Source organism: Rhodovulum steppense (assembly GCF_004339675.1).
GTDB lineage: Bacteria > Pseudomonadota > Alphaproteobacteria > Rhodobacterales > Rhodobacteraceae > Rhodovulum > Rhodovulum steppense.
In genome coordinates, this window is record NZ_SLVM01000052.1 from 1 (window position 1) to 3837 (window position 3837).

Sequence of the window (3837 nt, forward strand, 5' to 3'; positions counted from 1 at the left end):
TCAAGACGTGGGAGAGTAGGTCACCGCCAAACCTAGAAAGAGCCAAACATATAACTCTCTTCGATGACAGGCCAAAATGGCCAACAAAACAACCGGCGCGGGGTGGAGCAGCCCGGTAGCTCGTCAGGCTCATAACCTGAAGGTCGTAGGTTCAAATCCTACCCCCGCAACCAAACTTTCTGACAAGATATCAATCGCTTAGGCCGCCCTCCGGGCGGCTTTTGCGTGTCGCGTCGTGTTGCAAGCCCGTCCCGACCGCTCCCCAAAGATTCCAAAGGCTTACGACCAAGCCCGATTTCTCCGTGCAACACGGATGCGACACGGGGCGGCGCAGCTGTTCCGCAGACGTTCGCGACTGATCGTGCTTGCTCGCGCGGTGCCGGTGCGCTTGGATGGAAGCAATTCCCGAAAGGTCCGAATTGCCCATGCCGATCTACGAGTTTGCCAGTGAAGAAATCCGTCCCCTCAGCAAGACCACGTTCGGTCTGATGCAGCTGCAGGAGCGGCGCGATCTGCAGAGGCTGCTGCGGGCGAACATCGCCGTGGTCGCACCCGACACGCTGGTGGTCGCGGAGGAGTTCGGGGACTGGGACGAGTCGCGTCGGCGTATCGATCTCCTCGGCATTGACCGCAATGCGAACCTCGTGGTGATCGAGCTGAAGCGGACCGAGGACGGCGGCCACATGGAACTGCAGGCCCTCCGCTACGCCGCGATGGTCTCCACCATGACCTTCGACCACGCCGCTGACGTGTTCGCTCGTTATCTCATGCAGATCGGCAAAGCCGACACGGATGCGCGTGCCGAACTGCTCGACTTCCTCGGGTGGGACGAGCCAGACGAGGATGCCTTCGCGCAGGACGTAAGGATCGTCTTGGCCTCGGCCGAGTTCAGCCGCGAACTGACGACATCCGTTCTCTGGCTGATCGAGCGCGGCATCGACATCCGCTGCGTGCGCCTCCAGCCCTACGGCCTCGATGGCCGTGTTCTCGTTGATGTCCAGCAGATCATCCCGCTTCCGGAGGTCGCGGAATATCAGGTCCGGGTAACCGAAAAGAAGCGCAAGGAGCGCGAGGCGCGCACGGACACGCGAGACTGGACGAGCTACGACGTCACCCTCGGCGGGCGCCAACTGACGGGGCTGCGCAAGCGACACGCGATCTATCAGGTGTTCCGCCATCTCGTAGAGAGCGGCATCGCACCGGAGGAGGTCGCCAAGCATTGTGGCCCGCGGGCCAATCGAGCCCTCGTGTCCGTGGAGGGCGAGGTGGTGGCTGAGGACTTCCATCGCTTGGCGAAGGAGGCCCGAGCAAGGGAAGGACGGAATTTCGATCCGGGCCGCTACTTCTGCGGTGATGACGAACTCCTACACTTCGAAGGACGCACATACGCCTTTCTGAACCAGTGGGGTGGCAGGGCGTTTGACGAGGCCATGATCAATTTGCGTGACGCGTTTCCTGAGAAGGAGATCGCATTCGCACCCTCGGAATAGCGGCCGGTCCCGACTTGCTATCGAAGCCGACAAGAGCCTGATGGATCAGGACACTCTGTCGGAGCCCATCATGCCCAAGACTAACGACGCCGCGCTCGCCGCGTTCATCTCGGCCAAGACCGAGATCGACGCGATGCTCGAACGCCTCGCCGCGCTCAGCGCCGACCACTTCGAGTGCAGCCCAGAGGATGTGAACTGGGGTGATGTCGGGACGCTGGAGCACTACCGCGCCCGCCTTCGCGAAATCACCGACATGGCGTTCCGCGAGGGCGAGCACGCCAACTGATCCTTACGCCGCCGCCGTCGCGATCCCGTCCAGCCGCACCGCGACGCTGGTGACGCCGTTCCCGGCGGCCTCGACCGCCACGCCGATGGGGAAGCGGCCCGCAGTCGGGGTGGTCACTTCCTTCGTCGTGTTGTCCCACGCCACGCGCGCGCCGACGGTCAGCACCGCGGCGCTGGCCTTCGGGAGCTGAAACACGCCGGTGGTGGAGAGCTCGACCGGGTCGCCCTCGGCCGAGGAATAGGCGGCGATGCCGAAGATGCTGCCGACGAGCAGCGCGTCGCCCGAGGCGATGCCGCCCGCAGGCGCCGTGACGCGGAAGATGTGGCCGTTCTGGAGGTAGTTCTTCATCTCAGAGCCCTTTCGAGGATTGGATGCGGACGACCGAGATGCGGTCGGTCGACCCTGCGATCTGCCGGTTGAGGTCCGCGAGCGCGGCGGCCATCTCGCCGTCGCTCGCGTAGGTGACGCGCTTGCCGTCGTATTCGACGGTGCGGACGCCCCGGTAGCGTGCGGCCATCAGGGCGTCCCGCCAGGCGGTGAGCTGGGCGAGGTCGGCCATGCTCACGCGCCCGAATTCATGAACCAGCCCCGATGGTCGATGAAGCCCGCCCCGAAATCGAGGATCACCCGGATCTCGACGCCGTCCACGTCCCAGCCCGAGCGGCTCTCGACCTGCGGGCCTTCGGCGCCGGAGAGATAGGCGAACTCGAGCCCGTCGATCTCGCCGGGTTCGGCGGTGACATACCAGCGCGTGGCCGAGGACAGGCGCGGTTCCACCACCAGCGACAGAGACCCCGAGAAAGGGTTCACGTCCGCGGCGGTCGCGGGCGCGATGGAGGCCAGCCACTTTTCGGCCGTGGTCTCCAGCGCAGGCGGGACCAGCAGGTTGCGGGGCGTCACGCGGATCGTGCGATCCTCGATGCCCTTCTGGGTGCGCAGCGCCAGCCGGGCGGCCGAGAGCGTGGCGTCGGAGATAGCCGCCCCGGTGCCCGCCTTGTTGCCGTGGTCCGCGTGGAAAAGCGTCTTGCCGTCCGACAGGGTCGGGCCATTCCCGCTGCCCGCCTCGAGGAGGGTGACAAGGATGCGCGCCTCGGTCTCGGCCGCGGCCTGACCCATTCGGCGGGCGAGGTCGGAGAAGGCGCCGAGGTCGTCGTTGACCAGCACCTGCCGGGTGATGCCGATCTTCCGCGCCCAGGTCTCGACCTTGTAGGCCTCGCGCGCCTCGGCCATGGTCCCGGCCTTGATCTCGCCGTGCTCGTTCAGCTTCTCCAGCAGCGGCGCCTCGCCCAGCATGATCTTGTTCACCGCCCGGAAGTCCCGCGCCGTGGTCTGGCGGCCGAGGCGGCGGATACCCGAGGGCGCGGCCTGGTAGGCATCGCGCAGCACGCGGCCCACCGTGTCCCCGAGGATGATGGGGACGCGGGGCTACGATGGCGCAGCGCGCGGACGGCGGACCGAGGGCTGGCGCGCGCCGGGATCCTCGGCCGATACTGAGATCGGCGTCGCCGGGGCGCTGCTGCGCGACCGGATGCGCGATCTCGTGCGCAACAACCCGCATGCGGCCAAGGCCGTGGCGGTGCTGGTGAACAACATCATCGGTGCCGGGATCATGCCGCGCGCCGCGAGCGGTGACGACAAGCTCGACCGGAAGGTCGATGCTCTCTTCGAGCGCTGGACGGCGGAGTGCGATGCCGATGGCCAGCTCGACTTCTACGGGCTGCAGACCCTGATCTGCCGCGAGATGGTGGAGGCGGGCGAAGTTCTTGTGCGCCGCCGGTTGCGACGATCCGCGGACGGTCTGCCGGTGCCGCTGCAATTGCAGGTGCTAGAGGCAGACTTCCTCGACGCCACGAAATCCGGCGTCCTCGGTGCGGGCCGACTGGTCCAGGGGATCGAGTTCGATCCGGTCGGCAAGCGCAGGGCCTACTGGTTGCATACCGAGCACCCCGGCGACGCCTATGGCGCCTTGTTGGATGTCACTGAGAACTGACCCAGCGGCAGTCGGAATTGTCATTGAGATTTGACCCATGTGGAACCTTGCCCCTGACGGAGTTCGTCGGG

6 protein-coding genes and 1 tRNA gene are annotated in these 3837 nt (G+C 66.0%); 4 read left to right on the top strand and 3 right to left on the bottom strand.

All coding sequences use genetic code 11. The features are described 5' to 3' along the window. Window positions 1–96 precede the first annotated feature (96 nt). The 3 genes from EV216_RS17920 (at window position 97) to EV216_RS17930 (ending at window position 1776) form a co-directional block, all read left to right on the top strand. A tRNA-Met gene (locus tag EV216_RS17920) sits at window positions 97–173 on the top strand. A gap of 252 nt (window positions 174–425) precedes the next feature. Further along, window positions 426–1490 carry a PDDEXK family nuclease gene (locus EV216_RS17925; protein WP_132697225.1) on the top strand — a complete coding sequence of 355 codons (1065 nt, stop codon included), beginning with the start codon at window positions 426–428 and terminating at the stop codon, window positions 1488–1490. A gap of 70 nt (window positions 1491–1560) precedes the next feature. Continuing rightward, complete coding sequence (locus EV216_RS17930) at window positions 1561–1776, top strand: hypothetical protein (RefSeq protein ID WP_132697227.1); 216 nt, start codon at window positions 1561–1563, stop codon at window positions 1774–1776. Between the two features lie 3 nt (window positions 1777–1779). Here the strand turns inward: EV216_RS17930 and EV216_RS17935 are convergent, their stop codons facing one another. The 3 genes from EV216_RS17935 to EV216_RS17945 are packed head-to-tail and all read right to left on the bottom strand — an operon-like array spanning window position 1780 to window position 3162. Beyond that, complete coding sequence (locus EV216_RS17935) at window positions 1780–2124, bottom strand: DUF2190 family protein (protein WP_132697229.1); 345 nt, start codon at window positions 2122–2124, stop codon at window positions 1780–1782. 1 nt (window position 2125) lies between these two features. Then, window positions 2126–2335, bottom strand: coding sequence for a phage head-tail joining protein (locus tag EV216_RS17940; RefSeq protein WP_132697231.1), 210 nt, complete (start codon window positions 2333–2335; stop codon window positions 2126–2128). Between the two features lie 2 nt (window positions 2336–2337). Then, on the bottom strand, window positions 2338–3162 hold the full coding sequence (locus tag EV216_RS17945; protein WP_243642130.1) for a phage major capsid protein: 825 nt from the start codon (window positions 3160–3162) through the stop codon (window positions 2338–2340). Window positions 3163–3187: 25 nt separating this feature from the next. Here EV216_RS17945 and EV216_RS17950 point away from each other — a divergent pair, with 25 nt between their 5' ends. Continuing rightward, the gene (locus tag EV216_RS17950; protein ID WP_243642131.1) at window positions 3188–3766 is read left to right on the top strand and encodes a phage portal protein; all 579 of its coding nucleotides are present in this window, start codon (window positions 3188–3190) and stop codon (window positions 3764–3766) included. Window positions 3767–3837 lie beyond the last annotated feature (71 nt).